The sequence below is a fragment of the Vibrio sp. HS-50-1 genome, assembly GCF_024747315.1.
GTDB classification, from domain to species: Bacteria; Pseudomonadota; Gammaproteobacteria; order Enterobacterales; family Vibrionaceae; genus Vibrio; species Vibrio diabolicus.
The window spans coordinates 40,665-61,016 of record NZ_JAMPZF010000004.1 but is presented as its reverse complement, the minus strand read 5'-3'; the positions used below and the strand labels follow the sequence as shown (position 1 = coordinate 61,016).

Here is a 20,352-nt window from a genome sequence, read left to right as displayed (position 1 = left end):
CGCTTAATTCTGTGCGATTAGTATGGTTTTGTTTTCACAACATTTAACTTGAAGGAATAAGGAAAACTATGAAGAAGTCACTGGCAGCACTAGGTTTGGCGTTGGTATTTACAGGAACAGCTTACGCAGCAAGCTGGGGTTACGAGGGGAGTCACGGGCCTGAGCATTGGGGCGAGTTTGCGTCTGAATGTTCCAAAGGTCAAAACCAAAGCCCAATTAATATTGTCTCCGCAGCAGAAGCGAAGTTAGACAAATTGCAGTTCGACTACCATGGCAAAGCAATCTCATTGCTCAATAACGGCCACACCCTGCAAACCAGCCTAGAGGGTGACAACACACTGTTGATTGATGGCAATGCATTTACGTTAAAGCAGTTCCACTTCCATACCCCGTCAGAAAACCATGTGGATGGCAAAGAATACCCTTTAGAAGCGCACTTTGTGCATGCTGATACAACTGGCCATTTGGCGGTTGTGGCCGTGTTTTTTCAATCCGGAAAAGCGAATCCAGATTTAGCGAAGTTACTAGCAAACATACCAAGTAAAGATCAAGGTGTAGAGATTAAATTGCCATTTGAAGCGGATGCGTTGCTTCCAAAAGACAAAGCGTATTATCGCTTTAATGGCTCACTAACGACACCACCATGCTCTGAAGGGGTACGTTGGTTAGTGATGAAAGAAGCACAAACCATTTCCCCTGAGCAGATTAAAGCGTTTACGACAGTGATGGGGAAAAACAATCGTCCTATCCAACCATTGAATGCTCGTATGGTGTTAATGCAACACTAACCAATCCAAGCAAATAAAAAATGAAAAAGCCCGCTTGAATAAAGCGGGCTTTGTTATTGGTATTGATGGAAATTAGAAGCCGTGATCTTCTTGCTCTTCAGCTTTTATCATTTGAACTGGGTCGAGCTTGAGTGTTTGAGTTGGGAAGGCGATATCTGCTTCGTGTTCTTTAATGATGTTAATTACTTGAAGAAGAACATCCTGTTTAACCTCATGGTATCTCACCCAATTCACGGTTTTTGTGAAGGTATAAATGAAGAAATGCAGTGACGATGGACCGAACGTATCGAAGTTGACGATAAGCGTTTGGCGTGCATCAATATCTTTGTGATTCTTAAGCATCTCTTTCACCGCTGTAATGATTTGCGGCATTTTTTCGGCGTCGTCGTAACGAAGTCCAATTTTTTCGTAGATGCGTCGGTTTAGCATGCGAGATGGGTTTTCTACGACTATGTTGCTAAACACAGAGTTTGGCACATAAAGAGGACGCTTATCGAAAGTTCGGATGATGGTCATTCTCCAGCCAATTCGTTCTACCGTACCTTCAATTTGGCGATCTGGAGAGCGGATCCAGTCGCCAACTTTAAACGGACGATCGAAGTAGATCATAAGGCCGCCAAAGAAGTTCGACAGCAGATCTTTCGCCGCTAAACCAACGATTAAACCACCGACACCACCAAAGGTGAGCAATCCTGACAGTGACAAGCCAAACGCCTGCATCACAGTGAGAATTCCGACGGTAATAAAGAACAAGCGCGCGACTTTAGCTATCGCTTGCACTGTGGTTTCATCTCGGTTTTTTTGTTCTAGGACGTACTCTTCAACATTGGTGATGAGTCGCATAACGGTCCAGACGAAGATACTGATCACCAAAATCAGTTTCAGCGTGCTTAACCAGTTTATTTTATCGTTGAGCTCGCTCTCTAATATGATGCCGATAGAGACGGTTGCTGGCCAACACCAAATGAGTGTACTGACTGGCGCTTTTAGCGCATCAAGCAACATGTCATCCCAGTGGAAAGGGGTTTTCTCTACTAGTACTGCGAGACGAGAGCGGATCAGTCGCCAAGCTATCCAAGCAATAAAGCTGGCGAGTGTAATGAAAAGGACACTCCCACTCCAATCTTGATGAGATGTTTCAATATAGCTTTGCAAATCGGTAAACCACTGTGACATATGTAACTTCTTTCTAGTGAACCATGGAAGGAAAGGTAGCAGATATTACTCCTTCACCCCAGTGATTTCCTTTAAATCATTTACTTATGTATAAATCGCCTGAGGTAGGCTATTTCGTGAGGTGAAAAGTGAGTGGTCGAAACTGGGTGATGAGCCGCCGTTCCATTCGTGTGCGGAGCTTCGTCATCTCCGATATGCGTTGATATTTGAACGATCAATTATAACTTCTCTGACTTATCGCTAACATTTATCTTAAGTAAGTGTGAGAGTGTATTGGCTCTTGAATTAGCGGAGGCAGATATGGAATTTACAGAGCTGGATCGAAACGCGCTCTACGACATCTGGATGTCACAAAAAGCCAAAATGCACATCACTCAAATGGAAATGGCGAAGCGCCTTGGTTTGAGTCTACACGAGTTTTCTGGCTTGTTACGTGGTAATTCTCCACTGACGCTAGGTTTTGTAAAACAGCTATGCGAGCAGCTACATGTACGTCCTGGTCAGGTGATTCCGTCTTTGACGGAGCGTGATCTATCTGCATCTGGTACGGTTTATTTACAAAATCGTGTGACGGTGGATGGCGATATCAGTAACGTGTTTATCGACGGAAACCAAGTCGTGATCGAGTACGTTCACCAAGTTAGTTAGCTTGCTCGTCAAATTATCGGGTTGAAGAGCAATAAAAAACGAGCCAATTGTGGCTCGTTTTTTCGTTTCTGTTTTTAATCGCCAGCAAAGATTATGGGATTTTCACCAAGGAATCGCGAGAAAGATCCGCGATAGACTTCGCACCAGTAAGCGTCATAGCTACACGCATTTCTTTGTCGTACAGATCCAGTAGGTTTTCAACGCCTGCTCCGCCTTGTGCTGCCAATGCGTACACAAATGAACGGCCAAGAAGCGTACAGTCTGCACCAAGTGCGAGCATACGAACGACATCAAGACCAGTACGAATACCAGAGTCTACGAAGATCTTAAGATCGCCTTTTACCGCATCTGCAATGCTTGGTAGTGCTTTAGCACTTGAAAGCACGCCATCTAACTGACGACCACCATGGTTAGATACCACAATGCCATCCGCGCCGAAACGTACCGCATCTTTCGCGTCTTCTTCGTCGAGGATGCCTTTGATGACCATAGGGCCATCCCAAAAGTCACGAATCCACTCAAGATCTTTCCAGGAGATAGACGGGTCGAAGTTTGCGCCTAACCAGCCGATGTAATCTTCTAGTTTTGTTGGTTCGCCGCGATACGTTGAGATGTTACCTAAGTCGTGCGGTTTACCAAGTAGACCCACATCCAATGCCCAGCTTGGGTGGCGCATCGCCTGGAATACACGACGCATGGCTGCGTTAGGGCCACTCATGCCTGAGTGCATGTCACGGTAACGCGCGCCAGGAACTGGCATATCAACGGTAAACACCAGCGTTGTTACGCCCGCAGCTTTTGCACGCTCAAGCACGTTCTTCATAAAGCCACGGTCTTTAAGCACGTAAAGCTGGAACCACATTGGACGTTCAATTGCAGGTGCGACTTCTTCAATCGGACAAACCGAAACAGTCGACATAGTAAACGGGATGCCTTTTTTCTCGGCTGCTTTTGCTGCTTGCACTTCGCCTCGGCGCGCGTACATACCAGTTAGACCAACAGGAGCTAGCGCGATTGGCATTGCCAGTTTCTCACCGAAGATCTCGGTTTCTAGGCTCAAATCTGTCATATCGCGTAGGACGCGTTGGCGAAGGGCGACATCACCTAAATCGTCAGTATTACGCTTCAGCGTGCGTTCGTCGTAAGAGCCGCCATCAATATAATGGAATAGAAACGGGGGAAGCTTGGCTTTCGCGGCAGCGCGGTAGTCAGTAGAAGCTGAGATAATCATAATGGTGTCCTAGCGGTTATTCTAAGCAAAGTTGTGGAGCAATTTGCTCTTTCGTTGAGCCTTCATCGCAAAGCAGTGAAGGCATCAAAATGAGTATAGTTATCTATGGTTCACTTACTTTTGAACTGCTGATGTTGGTAACTCATTTACATAATTGATTGAAAAATTTTGTTAAATCACTCAATCAGTTATACAAATTGGAAGGATGACACAGCTGCCGGGGGGATTGATGTAGCAAGCTAAATCAACATGTCGGGGTAGTAGTGCTGACAGCTGTATCAAATTTGGCAGGGCTACAAACCCTGCGTTTCGCGTTACTTCATCAAGACATCCGTCATTTGGAGGCCGTAAATCAACACCAAACCAATAATGCCCGTCATTACAATGTAGTAGAACGTAGGGATAATCGTCTTACGCAATGTTGCGCCTTCACGACCAAGTAAACCTACGGTGGCTGATGCGGCAACAACGTTGTGAATCGCAATCATGTTACCTGCGGCAGCGCCAACGGCTTGAAGCGACACAACAATCACACTCGAAATAGACAGTGTTTGTGCCACTTCGAATTGGAACTGGCTGAACATCATGTTTGAAACCGTATTTGAGCCAGCGATGAACGCACCCAGCGCACCAACGGTGGCACTCAGTGCTGGGAACGCAGAACCGACAAGGTCAGAGGCAAAGTTAGCTGTTGTAACCGGCATACTTGCTAGGTCAGCGCCGTTAATACCAGAGTTGATGAAGATACGAACCATCGGGATGGTAAATACCAAGACAAACCCCGCGCCAATCAGTGTTTTGCTTGACTCGCCAAACGCTTCACGCAATGGTTTTACGCTGCCACTTTGTAACATTGCGGCAAGCAGTGCGACAAACACCAGAATGCCGCCTGGCAGGTACAACGGCTGAATAGCGGCACTCACACCAGTCTCACCAAGAATATTGCTGAATGACAAACTTACGCTTTGTACAAAGCCTTTCAGTTCCGGACTTACGCGGCTTGCGACGAGAATTACCGCCAGCATTACATATGGTACCCAAGCTTTTACGATGCTCATTGGCTTGCCTGGATTGTCGTTTAGATCGACTTTTAGCGAGCCCAGCCATTCAGCAGGCCATTTGTCTTCGCTTTCGAAATCCCACTTAGTCTTTGGTACTAAGAAGCCTTTTTTCGCTGCGGTAACAACAATAGAAAGACCAACCAAACCACCGATTAGTGAAGGGAATTCTGCACCCAAGAACACACCAGTTAATGCGTATGGCACAGTGAAAGAGACACCTGCGAATAAAGCAAATGGTAGAATATCCAGACCTTCACTCCAGCTTCTGTTCTTGCCGAAGAAACGTGTTAACATCATCGCCATTAATACAGGGATCATCGTACCTACAACAGCGTGAATCACAGCAACGTGCGCGGTGATATCTTGCAGGTACATTTCCCATGTTGCGCCTTGTGCAGCCAAAGACTCACTGATGTTATGGGTGTCTAAACCTTTGTTTACACCCACGATGATTGGCGTACCCACCGCACCGAATGAAACTGGCGTTGACTGAATCATCATGCCCATTAGGACAGCGGCTAGCGCAGGGAAGCCGATTGCAACCAGTAATGGCGCAGCAATTGCTGCCGGGGTACCGAACCCTGATGCGCCTTCAATGAATGAGCCAAAACACCAAGCAATGATGATGGCTTGCACACGGCGGTCAGCTGAAATATCGGTAAATCCATTACGGATAGTGGTGATCGCTCCAGTGTGTTTTAAAGTGTTGAGCAAGAAGATGGCACCAAACACGATCCATAGAACAGAGACAGTAATGCCTAGCCCTTGGAATACAGAAGCCAGTACGCGATTGGCTGACATATCCCAAAACATTAGGGCAATAGCGACGGTTAAACCGAACGCAACAGGCATGGCTTTTTTAGCAGGCCAGTTGAGACCAACCAATAAGATGGCGGCAACAACAATTGGCGAAAATGCCACTAGGGCAAGTAGGGTTTCACTCATTTGTACATCCTTCGTACGCTGACTTCTCGAACGGTGTCAATCCGCTGTAGAGGTGACTTTTTGTTGTAATGGTTTTGTTAATTTGGCGTGAATTTACTCCTTTATTTTTTGTTGATATAGGGAAATAATGAAAATAATTAATTCCAAAAGTGACATAATCGTATGAGAGCAGACGACTTAATCCTATTTTCTCAAGTAATCGAACTGGGCAGTTTTAGTAAGGTTGCAGAAGCAAATAACCTTACAAATTCGGTAGTTAGCAAAAGAATGGCAAGGTTGGAGGAAGAGATAGGGGCGCAGCTATTATATCGAACAACGCGTAAATTGACCTTAACCGAAGCAGGTAAGGTGTTACTCCACAGTGCTAAAAATGTGAAGCAGGCCACTCAGGAGGCTATGGACGCTGTTGCAGGCTTTGGAGAGAATGTGAGCGGTCACATAAAAATGTCCGTGCCTTGTATCTCTGGAGATTTGATACTTGCTGATGCCGTTGCGGAATTTTGTAACCTTCATCCGGGTCTGACCGTGGACATGTCATTGGATAACCGCTTTGTCGATTTGGTGGCTGATGGTTACGATTTAGTCATTCGAACTGGCTACCTAGCCGATTCCAGTTTGATCGCACGACATATTCTCGATTCCCAATGGGTGGTATGCGCGTCCCCTTCATATATCGCTAAAAATGGGAAGCCGATCGAGCCGATTGATCTCACCACGCACAATTGTCTGCAATACGCTTACCAAACCACAGGTGCAACAGACTGGGAGTTTAAAGGCGAAGATGGTAATTACATCGTCAAAGTATCGGGCTGCTTTTCTACTGATAACGCGACCGCATTACGTAAAGCCGCTCTGGGCGGCCATGGTATAGCTTACGTCCCGCGATGCTTGGTGTATCACGATATTCGCAATGGTCAACTGGTGGATATTTTTCCTGAACTAGTGGGTAAAAAGTTGGGTATCTATGCGGTGTACCCGTTTACTCGTCAACCACCGAATAAAGTGAAACTGCTTATTGAGCACATTCGTGATCGTTACTTAACGATATCTCATTATTTCTAGTTCCTTCATAGATTTAAAACAATGTCGTTGAAATCAATATTGGGTGCTCTAAGGTAATCACCGCAATAAAACGATATGAAAATAAACAACTTAATAAAAACAACGGAGTAACACGGACGTTATGCATTACCCAAAAACACGTAAAGATTCTGTCGTGGACACTTACTTTGGTCACGACATTGCCGACCCTTATCGCTGGTTAGAAAATGATCGCAGCGAAGAAACCGCACAATGGGTTTCGGGTCAAAACTCAGTGACCTTCGATTTTCTTGGTCAGGTCCCGTACCGCCAACAAATCCGTGACTTGGTCGCGAACAGCCAAAACTACGAAAAATATTCCCAGCCATTTGTACGTGGTGACTACACCTATTTCTACAAAAACGACGGTTTGCAAAACCAAAGCGTATTGTATCGCCGTAAAGGCGAGGGAGAAGCCGAAGTCTTCCTTGACCCAAATACGTTCTCTGAAGAGGGCACGACCTCTCTTGGCGAAGTCAGCTTCTCGAAAGATTATCGTTTGGTCGCGTATTCCATCTCGGAAGGGGGCAGTGACTGGCGCAAGATCTTTGTTATTGATGCGGAAACCAAAGAACAGTTAGAGCCTGAGATTGTGGATGCGAAGTTTACGTCGATTTCTTGGCTGGGCAGCAAAGGCTTCTATTACTCAAGCTATGATAAGCCGCAAGGCAGTGAGTTATCTGCGCGAACTGAACATCACAAGCTTTATTATCATGAACTTGGTACACCTCAGTCTGAAGATAAAGTGATTTTCGGTGAGTTGGATACGCAGGTTCACCGTTATGTGTCTGGTACCACGACGACGGACGATCGCTTCCTCATTATTTCTGGCGCAGAATCCACATCGGGTAATCGTCTGTTTTATATCGATTTACAGTCTGAGTCCCAAGCGATTGTGACCCTTCGTGATACAACGCAAGGCGACACCTACTTGATTGATAGCCAAGACGAAACCTTGCTGCTTTACACCAACCTAGATGCGCCGAATGGCAAAGTTGTCAGCTACAACACCCGAACAGCGCAATGGATGGATGTGATTGCTGAACAAGAACAGCCGTTAGAAATCAGCAAAGGTGGCGGTTATCTGTTTGCGACTTATATGGTGGATGTACTTTCTAAAGTGCAGCAGTTTAACTACCAAGGTGAATGGATTCGAGATGTTGAACTGCCGGGAGAGGGTACGGCTTATGGTCTAGCGGGTAAAAAAGAAGAAACCACGCTGTATTACACCTTTACTAACTACGTGACGCCACCGACGATCTTCTCATTTGATGTTGAGTCTGGTGAATCGACGCTGTTTCAAGAAGCAAAAGCGCCATTCGATCGCAGTGAGTATGAATCAAAACAGGTGTTCTACACCTCAAAAGATGGCACGCAAGTTCCGATGATCATCTCATACAAGAAGGGCATCGCGCTTGATGGCAGTGCGCCAACCATGCTGTATGGTTACGGCGGTTTTAACATCAGCCTCACTCCGATGTTTTCTGGCAATGTGGCCAACTGGCTGGAATTGGGTGGTATTTACGCTGTAGCCAACATGCGAGGCGGCGGTGAGTACGGTAAAGCTTGGCACAACGCAGGCACTCAGCAGCAAAAGCAAAACGTATTTGATGACTTTATTGCGGCGGCGGAATACCTGATTGAAAACGACTACACTAGCTCCGAGCGCCTAGCGATTCGTGGTGGTTCAAATGGCGGCTTGTTGGTTGGTGCGTGTATGACGCAACGTCCTGAGTTATTTAAGGTGGCGCTGCCAGCCGTAGGTGTGCTTGATATGCTCCGTTACCACACGTTTACGTCTGGAGAAGGCTGGAAGTATGACTATGGCACGTCTGAGCAAAGCGAAGCGATGTTCCAATACTTGCTTGGCTACTCTCCTGTTCACAATGTAAAAGAAGGCGTGCAGTATCCTGCGACATTGGTGACAACCGCCGATCAAGACGACCGAGTTGTGCCAGCACATTCGTACAAGTTTATTGCGGAGCTGCAAGACAAGCAGCAAGGTGCTAATCCAGTATTGATACGCATTGATGTCAATGCTGGTCATGGTGCAGGGATGCCGCTGAGTAAGCAAATTGACCTCACCACAGACGTGTATGCATTTACGTTACATAATATGGGTATTGAGTCGATTTAATGCTTTAGTTGCTCGAAGCTTCTGAGAATAAAAAATGCCGCGACACTGTCGCGGCATTTTTCATGGTTGGGGGAACTCAATTCATACTGTTTGCTTGTATGTGAGCCAGGTTGACTAAGTCTGACTCTTGAACCAACCAGTCTCGGCGGCCAAACCGAAAGGCAGCTACGCCATTCTTAAGACAAGATGAAATCATCACCTTTTCTTAATCCTAGTTTATGAATATGAAACTGTGATGAACCTAAGCCGCATTGTGCTGATTTTCACTGTTTTCAAGATCAAATGAGGCATCTATCAGTTTTTTCGTGTAGTCATTTTTAGGGTTTTGGAAAATATTTTCGGCCGTACCTTGTTCCATGACCTCGCCCTTTTGCATGACTAGAACACGGTCAGAGAGTGCTTTAACTACTGATAGATCGTGGCTAATAAACAAGTAGCCAATATTATGCTTTTTCTGCAAATCTTTCAGAAGGTCAATCACAGTCAGTTGAACTGAGCGGTCCAATGCAGAGGTCGGCTCATCAAGCAAAATAAACGAAGGTTCAAGGATCAGTGCTCGCGCGATAGCAACACGCTGACGCTGGCCTCCTGAAAACTCGTGCGGATAACGGTTGATGGACGCGGGATCTAAGCGAACCTCTCGAAGCACGTCGCGTGCTTTCTGCATACGTTCTTTTTTACTCAACGTTGGCTGGTGGGCAGTTAATCCTTCAGTGATGATCTCGCCGATAGTCATACGAGGAGAAAGCGAACCATAAGGGTCTTGGAACACCATCTGAACGTCTTTTTTCAGCTCAAAACGTTCTTTGTTTGTTAGCAAAGCCATATCTTGGCCTTTGTATTCGATTTTACCTGTGGATGGCAAGAGGCCTATCAATGCGCGGCCGAGGGTAGACTTGCCTGAACCGGATTCCCCAACAATCCCGAGTGTTTCCCCTTGTTTAAGCTCAAGAGAAATGCCTTTTACCGCTTCGAAGTACTCATTTTTACTGGCAATAAAATGCGACTTTATCAAGAATTCGACTCGTATATCGTCAGCTTTTAATAGTTGTGTAGCACTCTCGCTAATAGGGTCCTTACTGCCTTTTGGAATAGAGTTGATCAGCATACGTGTGTATTCGTGCTTTGGGTCTTCGAAGAGTGTTTGCGTTTCGCCTTCTTCGACGACTTCCCCTTTACACATCACAATGACACGGTCGGCAAAGTGTTTTACAACGCCTAAATCATGAGTAATAAAAAGTATCGCCATGCCCATCTGAGCCTGAATTTCTTTAATCAGGTGCAGCACTTCTGCTTGAACCGTGACATCCAACGCCGTTGTTGGTTCGTCGGCGATCAAAATATCGGGCTCGTTAATCAGTGCCATCGCAATCATGATGCGTTGCAACTGACCGCCAGAAAACTCGTGCGGATATTTGCTGTACGCTTTCTCTGGCTCTGGCATGTGAACCAGTTCAAACAGCTCTAACACTCTCGCTTTGGCTTTCCATCTATCCACTGGACGGTGGCACATGATGGCCTCAGCGACTTGGATTCCCACCCGCATGTATGGATTCAATGAGGTCATCGGCTCCTGAAAAATCATACCGATACGATCACCGCGAACGCTTTGCATTTCACGCTCCGTTTTATCCAAGATGGAGCTACCCTCAAACATGATGGATGAGTTCGTATGCAAAATAGCGTTGTCTGGCAATAGTTTCATCAGTGCATTGGTTGATACTGACTTGCCAGACCCAGACTCGCCAACGATGGAAAGCGTCTCGCCTGCTTTTAAATCGAAGCTAACATTCTTTACTGCATCGACGATCCCATCGTTTGTCGTAAAGCTGACCGATAGGTTATTCACCGAAAGAATGGTTTTAGAAGACATCACAGATCCTTGTGGTTGATAAAGCAAATGATACTCAAGCAATGGACAGCACAAACCTAGCTGGCCTCAATGCTTGGGCTTTAGATTAATTATAAAGGTGAGAAGGCGAAGACTTTGCCGAACTCATCGCTTGTAAATGCAAAAACTGCTCATGTGCTCGCGTCACATGGTCTAGCTCAATCATCCATTGAGCATTGCGTTGAGCAGAGCAAAATGCCGCCATATGAGCTAACAAGTCTTCACTTTGTTGACCAAGTAAATGACCCACACGCTCAATAAGTTCATGATTCTCTAATTGCAAGAATTGAAATAGTGCGTACGTTTGATTGAGTGTTGAAAAAGCATCGCGCTGTAATCCGAGTTTGTTGAGAATCTCCGATTGTGCAACGCACGCATCTCTCAGCCCGGTGATGAGACAGACAAACTGACAAGGTTTGGTGTGAGCATTTTCGAGCGCCGAATGAATGTGGTTGGGTAGATTGCTGAGTACATCGTCGTATAAACGATGTGCCTCGGGCCAATGGCCTTGTTCCATCAATTGCTCTGCTTTCAAGTAGCGCATCCAGCATTGCTCAATATTCATGTCCATCTCCACAAGAGTTGATTTGTTTTGATATTAAATGAAATTGATTATCAATTGCAAGTGCGTGTTGATATCACTTTTGTGCTCATAAAATGTCCAATCAAACTAGGGTGGAAGGTAAATCACTTAAAATTAAGCAAATAATCTCTACACTCAAATGACGAAAATAAGAAAAAAGGAAGTGGATATGGCAATACTAAGATTGGAAGCTAAGCAGCTATATTCTGTAGCAGATCTAGAGAATATGCCATGTAAGTCGACCAAGGAGTTACCTCCAATTGATGAGATTGTGGGCCAAGAGCGCGCGCAAAAAGCGGTCGAGTTTGCGATGTCTATCAAAGAGAAAGGGTATAACATCTACGCCATTGGTCAGAATGGGCTAGGTAAACGCACCATGATCCTGCGCTATCTGAATCGTCACCAGCACGATGCAGCAGCCTTGTTTGATTGGTGTTACGTTGCGAACTTTGAAGATACCCGCACACCCAAGGTATTGAAGCTGCCTTGTGGTATCGGGAATAAGTTACGTGTTGATATTGAGGCCTTAATGGGCAAACTACTGAATGCTTTACCCCTAGCGTTCGACAATGAAATGTACTTTAGCCGCGCTGAGCGATTAAAAAACCAATTAGCGGCGAAGCAACAAAACGAACTGGACCGCATTAGCCGAGAGGCAAAAGAGAAAGGCATTAGCTTGACGCTTACCACACAAGGCGATTATCAGTTTGTCGCCATGAATGGTGACGAGCTTCATACGGAAGAGTCTTTTGATGTACTAAGCAAAAAAGAACAAGAGCAATTCAGCGATGCTATTGATGAACTCGAAGTGCGATTGCGCTCGATGGTTCGTGAGCTTACGGAGTGGGAAGAGACATACAGCGATAAAATCAAAAAGCTCAATGATGAAGTGACGCTTGATGTGATTACTCACTTCATCAAAAAACTCAAAGTGGATTACGCGCAATATTCCGAAATCAAAACCTACTTAACTGAGCTGCAAAAAGATATTGTTGAAAACGCAGATATCTTCCTTGACCAAAGTGGTGAGCAAGGCGAAATTGCAACGGCGTCGTTGGATAAAAAATTGCCACGTCGTTATAAAGTGAACGTCTTGGTAAGTCGCAACAGCAGTGACTTTCCTATCGTTGTTGAAGAAAACCCCAATTACCATTCGCTCTTCGGTTCGATTGAGACAGCCACTTTCAAGGGAACCGTGTTTACCGACTTTTCGCTGATTCGTGCGGGGAGTTTGCATAAGGCGAATGGCGGCGTTCTGTTAATGGATGCACAGAAAGTGCTTGAACAGCCTTACGTTTGGGATGGTTTGAAGCGCGCACTGCGTGCTCGTCAATTGAGCTTTACCTCCCTAGAAAAAGAAGTGACATTGACAGGGGCGGTATCACTCGATCCCGAGCCTATCCCGCTCGATATTAAAATCATTCTGTTTGGTGACTACCGAACTTATCAATTGCTGCAGCATTACGATCCAGAGTTCAGTGAATTGTTCAGAGTGACAGCGGATTTTGAAGATGAGATGAAGCGAACGCCAGAGTCGGAACTGCACTATGCGCGCTTTATTTCTAGCGTCGTGAACGATAACAACATGCTGCACTGTGATAGAAAGTCCATGGGACGGATTATCGAATACAGTTCACGCTTGTCTGGTGATCAAACCAAGCTATCACTCCACTCTGCCAATATTGCGAATTTATTACGTGAGTCAAACTACGTTGCTCGTCAAGCCAACTCCAACATGATCCGTATCGGTCATGTGGAAGAGGCGCTCAAGAACCAAGAAATGCGAGTGAGCCGATTACGCGACAACGTGATGGAAACGTTTGTTAACGGTACAACCTTGATTCGCACTGAAGGGAAGGCTATCGGTCAAGTGAATGCCCTCTCGGTATTAAGTACCAGCGACTACATGTTTGGCGCGCCGAATCGCATCACCGCGACGACGTGTTATGGCGATGGGGATGTTATCGATATCGAACGCAGTGTGGATTTGGGCGGCAGTATTCACTCTAAAGGCGTGATGATTCTATCGGCCTACTTGTCTTCCGTGTTTGGTAAAACGGCGCGAGTACCATTAACCACAACGATTACGTTTGAGCAATCTTATGGTGGTGTCGACGGTGATAGTGCCAGCATGGCTGAGCTATGTGCTGTAGTGTCTGCTTTTTCAAAGCAACCAAACCGACAAGACATTGCGATTACAGGCTCGATGAATCAGTTTGGTGAAGCTCAGCCGATTGGTGGTGTGAACGAAAAAATTGAAGGCTTTTACGATGTGTGTGTGATTAAAGGTCGTCATGAAGGGCAGGGGGTCATTATCCCGCAATCTAATGTTCATAACTTGATGCTCCGTTCCGACATCGTGAAAGCAGTAGAAAAAGGTGAGTTTAATATTTGGGCGATTGATCATGTCACTGAAGCCATCGAGCTGTTCACGGGGAAAGTCGCCGGTGAGCCAACCGATGAAGGTTCTTATCCAATAGATACGATTTTTGGCCTTGCTCAAGCTAAGCTCAATTCGTTGAGAAAATAGCCTAAAACCGTCCTAAATGTGAATGTATCTCATCATAAGTGATCACAATTTATCATAACGACAATATCCCGACACTACTGTCGGGATATTGTCAATAACAGATTGAAAATGGGGACTTTTTGTACTAGACAAAAGTGTGATCGACCTCTAATATTCGCCACTTGTTTATTCGTCTGGGAACTTTCCCGTCGCAAGGAAGCATAGATATTCAAATAACCGAAATGCAGCTTCAGTATTGAGAGTTGCTTGAGTTCGTTTGGATATAGGCATCACGCATACAACTGAGGTCCAGTCATGCAGTTATCACTGAAAAATTTGTCAGTACGAACGCAAATTTTGGTTCCGGTATTATTTACCGCGATTGTTTTGTTTATTGCTTTGTGGATTACTAAAAACAATCTTCAAGCTGAGCAAGATGTTATTGCTTCCAACCAAGAGTCTTTGGTTTTCCATAAAGACACTTTGGCGCGTATTGACGATGAAATTTATCCACTTCGTATTACAGCGGTTTACGCTATCTACGACGCTTCCCGTCGTGAAAATTTTCTTAATGAATTGAAAGAAGGCTTAAAGCAGGTTGAAGCTGATTTAAGTGCGATTGAAGCTCGTAATCTGTTTCGTGAAGATGCGATTAAAGTTCGCCAAGCGATCGAAGCCTATGTTCGATATTCAGAGCGCTCAGTGGCTTTCTTTAACCAGTACGATCAAGGCTTGAAATCGGACAGTGAGTACCGTGCATTCATTAAAGAGTACCGTAATGTTGGCCGAGAAATGGTTCAACAAATCAATACTCTGTCGAAGCATGTGAATGATCAAGCAGAGCAGTCAACCATAAGAAGCCATCAACAGAATGAGCGTGTACAAAACAACGCTATGCTGACAGTTCTTGCGGTATTTGCGTTCTCATTGGTGGGAGCGTGGATCTTATCAGGCATGATTGTTACGCCTATTCAAAAACTTCAAGAAGTGATGCGTCAGTTGGCAATGGGCAACTTATCAGTTCGCGCAGATGTAGATGGTGATAACGAAATTGCGAAGCTGAGCAAAGATGTTAACCAAACAGCAGAACAGCTTTATAACACGGTCGACCAGCTTACTCGCATCAGTGAAGAGGTTGCATCGGCATCGACTGAGCTTGCCGCAGTAATGACGCAAGCAGAAGCGAATGCTCAGCTAGAGCTCGCTGAGATCGAACAAGTTGCATCGGCTGTTAATGAACTTGCTAGCACGGCAAACAACGTGAGCGATAACGCAACGTCTGCGGATTCGACAGCTCGCGAAGCTGATGGTCTTGCGCAATCAGGTCTGGCTATCTTCCAAGAGAGCGCAGAAGCAAGCGCACAGATGTCTCAGGCATTGAACGATGCAGCGCAAGTCGTACTGCGTTTAAAAGAGCAGTCGGTTCAGATCAACGACGTTATTGAAGTGATTCGCGGTGTCTCTGAGCAGACCAACTTACTCGCATTGAACGCTGCGATTGAAGCAGCGCGTGCTGGTGAGTCTGGTCGTGGTTTTGCGGTTGTTGCGGATGAAGTACGTATGCTCGCGGCACGCACGCAAGACTCGACTCAAGAGATCCAAACGATTATTGAAGAACTTCAAGCGCAGTCTGGGCTTGCGAATGACAGCATGCAAGTCAGCCTAGACATGCTGAGTCGTAACAACGAACTGACGCAGCAAGCGAATGAGGCATTGGTTGGTATTACCGAGTCGGTAGCAAACATTAACGATTCAAACACGCAAGTGGCAACCGCAGCCGAAGAGCAGTCTCAAGTCACTCAAGACATTAACCGCAACGTGGTTAACATGTCTGAACTGGTTAACCAGAATGTGGCGGGTATTAGTCAAAGCGCAAGCGCGAGTACTGAGCTTTCATTACTTGCAGAGAAGCAGAAAGAGCAATTGAGCTTCTTTAAGCTTTAATTCGCTATTCGCCTAACAAAATGTATAAATCCCTGAGCTATTGCTTAGGGATTTTTTTGTTTGTGAGAAACTGATTTAAAATCAGGAAGTCTATCCAAAACAGTCATTTAGTGAAAATATTTTGCGAGCAAAATCACATATAATGAGATTGTTTTTATATTTTTTGCGTCAAATTTTTTTTGACGCGAACGATTTTTTTACCTCAACCGATAACTTGATGGTTGAGAGGTATTCATATCGTCATTTTACTTGGTGTTTTCTTCTATAAGTGCTGTTTATTCAACGCGTTGCGTGAAAAATAACAGCTGCTACTATGCCGCCAGTTTTCTCGTTGGTACAGAAAAGTCCTGTTTTTCTGGTGAGAAAATACATATAAAACAATGATATGGAAAATAACAATGAAATTAAAAACTTTAGCTGTAGCAGTGGCGCTAATGGCATCAGGATCTCAAGTTGTCGCTTCAGAACTATACAACCAAGATGGCACTTCTCTTGAGATGGGCGGCCGCGCTGAAGCGCGTCTTTCTATGATGGATGGTAAGGCAAAAGACCGTACTCGCATCCGTCTTAACTTCCTAGGCAAACAGGAAATCAATGAAAACCTATACGGTGTTGGTTTTTGGGAAGGTGAGTTCGAAACAAAAGAAGAAGGTGCCGTAGATAACAACAGTGATCTTGAAACTCGTTACGCTTACGCAGGCCTAGGCGGTAAATACGGTGAAGTAACTTACGGTAAAAACGACGGTGCATTATTCGTTCTTACTGACTTTACCGATATTATGGCTTACCACGGTAACACTGCCGCACTTAAGCTGCCTGTATCTGACCGTACAGACAACATGCTTTCTTACAAAGGCCAATTCGAGCAACTAGCTGTACGTGCTAGCTACCGCTTTGCTGACCGTACAACAGACGTGAATGGTTTTGCAGATAACAACGAAGATGGCTTCTCTCTATCTGGTATCTACGCATTTGCTAATACTGGTATTGAACTAGGTGCTGGTTATGCAGACCAAAACGATAGTGATGAGTTCATGCTTGCTGCTGCATACTCTGTAGGTGATTTCTACTTCGCTGGTAACTACACAGGCGCAGACGTGGATGTTGCAGGTGAGTCTGCGGATTACAAAGGCTACGAACTAGCTGCATCATACACTATGGGTCAAACTGTATTCACTTCTACGTTCAACAAAGGTGAACTAGAAGACGCAGATACTGTAGAAAACCTAGCTGTTGATGTTACTTACTACTTCAAGCCTAACTTCCGTGGCTACGCATCATACAACTTCGATCTAATGGATAACGAAGGCGCTGATGAAAAAGATGAGCTAGCGCTAGGTCTACGTTACGACTTCTAAGTCGAAACTGTTATCTAAGATTCTGCCTTATTCTTAGTAAACAAAACCCCTTACTTTACAGTAAGGGGTTTCTTGTTTTCCGGGTATCAAAACTGGCCGATGCTTAGTGCTCGTTATCAAAGCTACCTTTTTAGTGTGAGTTTAGTCCCATCAAATTTTAGGTGACTCAGGAGGCTTTTAGCGTTGGTTTTACCAACCTCATCAAACTCCATTCCATAGCGAGCATGGTGTGTCGATTTTTGTAAGTTACAAATACGACCTCGCAATGGCGCGAGCATGTGGCTTTCACCGGGCATGGTTAGGTCCAATGAAACGCGATCACCAACCTGAAGTGGTCGGCTCATTGGTGATGTCACAAAGCGGCACCCACTGCGAGATAAATCTCTTATTTCGCATTCAGTTCGATAGGCTTCTAAACAAACGCGCGCCCTCAAATTCACTTCGTAACGTACTTCTTTACGAAGCTGAAAGACCTGCATGGTGTTGGGTAGACTTAGCACCAAAATTGGATACGGGTCGCCGAGTCGGTGCTGCAATTGCGCCCGAAATGGAATGACAGCACCTTCCCCTCGATGAGAGTACGCTTTTACATTGATCCAAAAGCCTTCTTGAAAATAGAATTTCAAGTCTTCATCGGAGATGTTCGGAACCTCTATCAATGCAGTATTATTTGAGTGACAGCCAACAAATGTGCTGGTTGTAATAAACTTTGTACCAACGGGGGTGGTGACGTTTAAGCTCACTTCACTGCCGTGTTCGACCATTGCCATTGCATCGGTGCTATTTAATGTACTTGCCTGACGTTCTGGTGCCTTCTTGCTTTGCAGAGGTAGCTTGCCGTCTCTGGCAATTGGGCTCATATTTCTCATTATAATTGTCGTACCTGATGTAAGAAGGTAATCGCGTGAGGCGAAGCAGCACTCTCGCATGGTATCGATTTTATTCAGTGATATAGTTTGATTCAATCAATCTGTAACAAAAATTAGAGAGCAAGATATGCATAAAGTAACTTATGAAGTTGAAAACAACACATTTTGGGTTGATTTAGAACAAGGTTATAAAGCCAAGGTGGTTTATCAGCTTGAGAATAATGTCATGCACATCACATCAACGGTTGTTCCTGAAGCACTGCGAGGTAAGGGGTACGGAAAAGTGATGATGGAAGCGGTGTTGCCAGAAATTGAGTCACTCGGTTATCAAATCAAACCAGTTTGCCCATATGTTATTCACTATATGGAGAAGAACCAAACGTGGTCACATCTGCTCGCATGATGATGAACGACAACCACCAACGTTACCAAAGCATTGGCCAGGAGCTAAAGCTTGGGAATTATCAATCGTTAGAAGTCATACAATCGCTATGGGGAGGCTATGGTGAGTTAGTCCGAGTTAATTATTCAACTTGTTCGGTGATCATTAAGCATGTAAAACTCCCTAAGCCTTCAGAGCACCCAAGAGGTTGGAATACGGACCGCTCTCACCAAAGAAAGCTGCACTCTTATCAGGTGGAAGTGAATTGGTATACGCATTTTTCCAGAGAGGTGAGCACTCGCTGCCGAGTACCACAAGGTCTAAAAACGTTCCAATCGGAGAATGAATGGCTCATCGTGATGGAAGATCTCGCCGAGGCAGGCTTTCCAAAAGTCATCACCGATGCAAAGCTAGAACATCTACGAGCCTGCCTTGCTTGGTTGGCGAACTTTCATGCGCGCTACATCGGTGTTCGCTCGGATAAGCTGTGGCATAGCGGCACGTATTGGCACTTGGCAACCAGACCCGATGAGCTTGAGGTGCTGCAAGACACCGATCTAAAAGATGCCGCTCAATTGATTGATCAAACGCTTTCGCAAGCCAAGTTCAAGACGCTTGTACACGGTGATGCCAAATTGGCGAACTTCTGTTTTGATCGAGAAGAATCAAGCGTTGCTGCGGTCGACTTTCAATACGTCGGACATGGCTGTGCGATGAAAGACGTAGCACTGTTCATGAGCAGCGCCGTCAAGCCAGAACGTTGTGCAGAGATGGAAGTTTGGGTCTTGGATACGTATTTTGCTCAGTTGCAACAGGCGTTAATGGTTTATCAGCCGAATCTTGCCCCCAATGAAGTCGAGCGCGAATGGCGTCCTTTGTTTGCGGTTGCGTGGGCTGACTTTCAACGATTTGTGAAAGGTTGGAGCCCCGATCACTGGAAGATCAATCCTTACACAGAAGCATTGACTAGCAGAGCGCTGACTCACTTACGAAAGTGAGTAGAAGTTTAAGAAGAAAAGCCTCCAATTAGGAGGCTTTGATTTATTTTTTACTTGGCCTGATACGTGCCATGTAATAGGTATTGATGAACTCGCCATCACGGAAGGAACCGTCAATCGCTTCACCCTCAATTTTAAATCCATGCTTTTTATAAAGCCCAATGGCGGCGTCGTTATCGGCATTGACCTCTATTTGAATTCTTCTCACGTTTAGCCAGTTATCCGCCAGTTCAGTGACTGTTTCTATCAGTTTGCTACCAATACCGAGTCCGTGGAAACTATCATGTACTCCGATGCCAAATGATGCCGTGTGCATTGTTCTCGGACGCTGCGAGTGGTGAAAGCCAATGTTACCCACTACTTTACCATCGATTTCAGCGACGTAGCTGTAAACACCATCAGGTATGTTTGACAATCTTTCCACCCACATCGCGAGCGAAGGCTTTGGGAGTTGCAGGGTTTCACGTTGTGCTTTTGGTTGTGAATAGATTTCTACGAGTGCCGCTGCGTCTTCTACGGTCGTTGGACGTACGATAATTTCCATGCCTCTCTCCTTCGCTTTTTAGTATTAATTTTCAATCTAACCACAGTTCCTTATTTTGGATAGTATTTTTTTAAGTTTGAGAGATAAACACCTTTTAAATTAGGTTGTTATAGCGATGTTTTTCTAAATTTTAGTAGTCATTTATCTTTGAATTTAGCGAATAGATTGCAAAGGCGTTGAATTATTGTACTGAAAATGGCGTGCACGG

At 45.2% G+C, this 20,352-nt stretch carries 16 protein-coding genes; 9 read left to right on the top strand and 7 right to left on the bottom strand.

Annotated features, from left to right (window positions below):
• Positions 1–68: 68 nt before the first annotated feature.
• A complete protein-coding gene (locus tag NDJ01_RS03455) occupies positions 69–788 on the top strand; it encodes a carbonic anhydrase (RefSeq protein ID WP_048625383.1) in 720 nt (239 codons plus the stop codon).
• A gap of 72 nt (positions 789–860) precedes the next feature.
• Here NDJ01_RS03455 and NDJ01_RS03450 read toward each other — a convergent pair whose 3' ends face one another.
• Positions 861–1,964 (bottom strand): mechanosensitive ion channel family protein, encoded by a 1,104-nt coding sequence (locus tag NDJ01_RS03450; RefSeq protein ID WP_046875767.1) that lies wholly within the window; start codon positions 1,962–1,964, stop codon positions 861–863.
• Between the two features lie 300 nt (positions 1,965–2,264).
• Here NDJ01_RS03450 and NDJ01_RS03445 point away from each other — a divergent pair, with 300 nt between their 5' ends.
• On the top strand, positions 2,265–2,612 hold the full coding sequence (locus NDJ01_RS03445; RefSeq protein ID WP_005375109.1) for a helix-turn-helix transcriptional regulator: 348 nt from the start codon (positions 2,265–2,267) through the stop codon (positions 2,610–2,612).
• A 91-nt stretch (positions 2,613–2,703) separates the two neighbouring features.
• Here NDJ01_RS03445 and lldD read toward each other — a convergent pair whose 3' ends face one another.
• The gene (lldD, locus tag NDJ01_RS03440) at positions 2,704–3,843 is read right to left on the bottom strand and encodes an FMN-dependent L-lactate dehydrogenase LldD (RefSeq protein ID WP_005383962.1); all 1,140 of its coding nucleotides are present in this window, start codon (positions 3,841–3,843) and stop codon (positions 2,704–2,706) included.
• Positions 3,844–4,157: 314 nt separating this feature from the next.
• Positions 4,158–5,849, bottom strand: a complete 1,692-nt coding sequence (locus tag NDJ01_RS03435; RefSeq protein ID WP_048625381.1) for an L-lactate permease — start codon at positions 5,847–5,849, stop codon at positions 4,158–4,160.
• A gap of 162 nt (positions 5,850–6,011) precedes the next feature.
• On the opposite strand from NDJ01_RS03435, the gene NDJ01_RS03430 reads away from it, so the two are divergent.
• Positions 6,012–6,911: a LysR family transcriptional regulator gene (locus tag NDJ01_RS03430; RefSeq protein WP_005375112.1), complete on the top strand. Its 900-nt coding sequence runs from the start codon at positions 6,012–6,014 to the stop codon at positions 6,909–6,911.
• 121 nt (positions 6,912–7,032) lie between these two features.
• Positions 7,033–9,066 carry a prolyl oligopeptidase family protein gene (locus NDJ01_RS03425; protein WP_258586254.1) on the top strand — a complete coding sequence of 678 codons (2,034 nt, stop codon included), beginning with the start codon at positions 7,033–7,035 and terminating at the stop codon, positions 9,064–9,066.
• A 241-nt stretch (positions 9,067–9,307) separates the two neighbouring features.
• Here the strand turns inward: NDJ01_RS03425 and NDJ01_RS03420 are convergent, their stop codons facing one another.
• Positions 9,308–10,939 carry an ABC transporter ATP-binding protein gene (locus NDJ01_RS03420; protein ID WP_258586253.1) on the bottom strand — a complete coding sequence of 544 codons (1,632 nt, stop codon included), beginning with the start codon at positions 10,937–10,939 and terminating at the stop codon, positions 9,308–9,310.
• An 85-nt stretch (positions 10,940–11,024) separates the two neighbouring features.
• A complete protein-coding gene (locus NDJ01_RS03415; protein WP_085342565.1) occupies positions 11,025–11,522 on the bottom strand; it encodes a hypothetical protein in 498 nt (165 codons plus the stop codon).
• A 187-nt stretch (positions 11,523–11,709) separates the two neighbouring features.
• Between NDJ01_RS03415 and NDJ01_RS03410 the strand changes: the two genes are divergently transcribed.
• The 3 genes from NDJ01_RS03410 to NDJ01_RS03400 all read left to right on the top strand — a co-directional run bounded on the left by NDJ01_RS03410 (position 11,710) and on the right by NDJ01_RS03400 (position 17,351).
• Entirely contained in the window at positions 11,710–14,070 is a 2,361-nt protein-coding gene (locus NDJ01_RS03410) for a Lon protease family protein (RefSeq protein ID WP_145472187.1), read from the top strand.
• 294 nt (positions 14,071–14,364) lie between these two features.
• The gene (locus tag NDJ01_RS03405) at positions 14,365–15,993 is read left to right on the top strand and encodes a methyl-accepting chemotaxis protein (RefSeq protein ID WP_005394881.1); all 1,629 of its coding nucleotides are present in this window, start codon (positions 14,365–14,367) and stop codon (positions 15,991–15,993) included.
• 398 nt (positions 15,994–16,391) lie between these two features.
• Entirely contained in the window at positions 16,392–17,351 is a 960-nt protein-coding gene (locus tag NDJ01_RS03400; protein WP_048625378.1) for a porin, read from the top strand.
• A gap of 122 nt (positions 17,352–17,473) precedes the next feature.
• Here the strand turns inward: NDJ01_RS03400 and NDJ01_RS03395 are convergent, their stop codons facing one another.
• Positions 17,474–18,220 (bottom strand): flagellar brake protein, encoded by a 747-nt coding sequence (locus NDJ01_RS03395; RefSeq protein WP_043884593.1) that lies wholly within the window; start codon positions 18,218–18,220, stop codon positions 17,474–17,476.
• Positions 18,221–18,347: 127 nt separating this feature from the next.
• Between NDJ01_RS03395 and NDJ01_RS03390 the strand changes: the two genes are divergently transcribed.
• Both NDJ01_RS03390 and NDJ01_RS03385 read left to right on the top strand, forming a co-directional pair.
• Positions 18,348–18,623 carry a GNAT family N-acetyltransferase gene (locus tag NDJ01_RS03390; protein ID WP_145472186.1) on the top strand — a complete coding sequence of 92 codons (276 nt, stop codon included), beginning with the start codon at positions 18,348–18,350 and terminating at the stop codon, positions 18,621–18,623.
• 2 nt (positions 18,624–18,625) lie between these two features.
• Positions 18,626–19,600 (top strand): phosphotransferase, encoded by a 975-nt coding sequence (locus NDJ01_RS03385; protein ID WP_405054847.1) that lies wholly within the window; start codon positions 18,626–18,628, stop codon positions 19,598–19,600.
• Positions 19,601–19,643: 43 nt separating this feature from the next.
• Here the strand turns inward: NDJ01_RS03385 and NDJ01_RS03380 are convergent, their stop codons facing one another.
• Complete coding sequence (locus NDJ01_RS03380) at positions 19,644–20,144, bottom strand: GNAT family N-acetyltransferase (RefSeq protein ID WP_257081857.1); 501 nt, start codon at positions 20,142–20,144, stop codon at positions 19,644–19,646.
• Between the last annotated feature and the right edge of the window lie 208 nt (positions 20,145–20,352).